The organism is Acinetobacter johnsonii (assembly GCF_048551975.1).
Lineage (GTDB): Bacteria > Pseudomonadota > Gammaproteobacteria > Pseudomonadales > Moraxellaceae > Acinetobacter > Acinetobacter johnsonii_A.
The window spans coordinates 1-276 of record NZ_JBIMCF010000217.1 but is presented as its reverse complement, the minus strand read 5'-3'; the positions used below and the strand labels follow the sequence as shown (position 1 = coordinate 276).

The window sequence follows — 276 nt, the reverse complement described above, 5'->3', positions numbered from 1 at the left end:
CAGCATTGAGACTGTCTGCAGTCACATAGTAAATCGCTTTTTGCCCCTCAGGCATACGCGCTTTATAGTCCTGCAAAGAAGTGCTCACCGCATCATGGTTTGAAGTTGAGAAGCGTAAAAGTTTTAAAATACGCTCACGGTTACCAAAGTCTTCGCCTAAACCTTCTTTCAACACTGAACCAACTTCACGGTAAAAGGTTTTGAACTTCTCTTGATCTTTTTCATCTTCCGATTTGGCTAAAGCATCCAACATGGTCAATACACGGCGTGCATTCC

General features: G+C 43.1%; 1 pseudogene. It reads right to left on the bottom strand.

Annotated features, from left to right (window positions below):
• A pseudogene (locus tag ACG9ZB_RS17305) lies at positions 1–276 on the bottom strand (molecular chaperone HtpG); the annotation flags it as partial.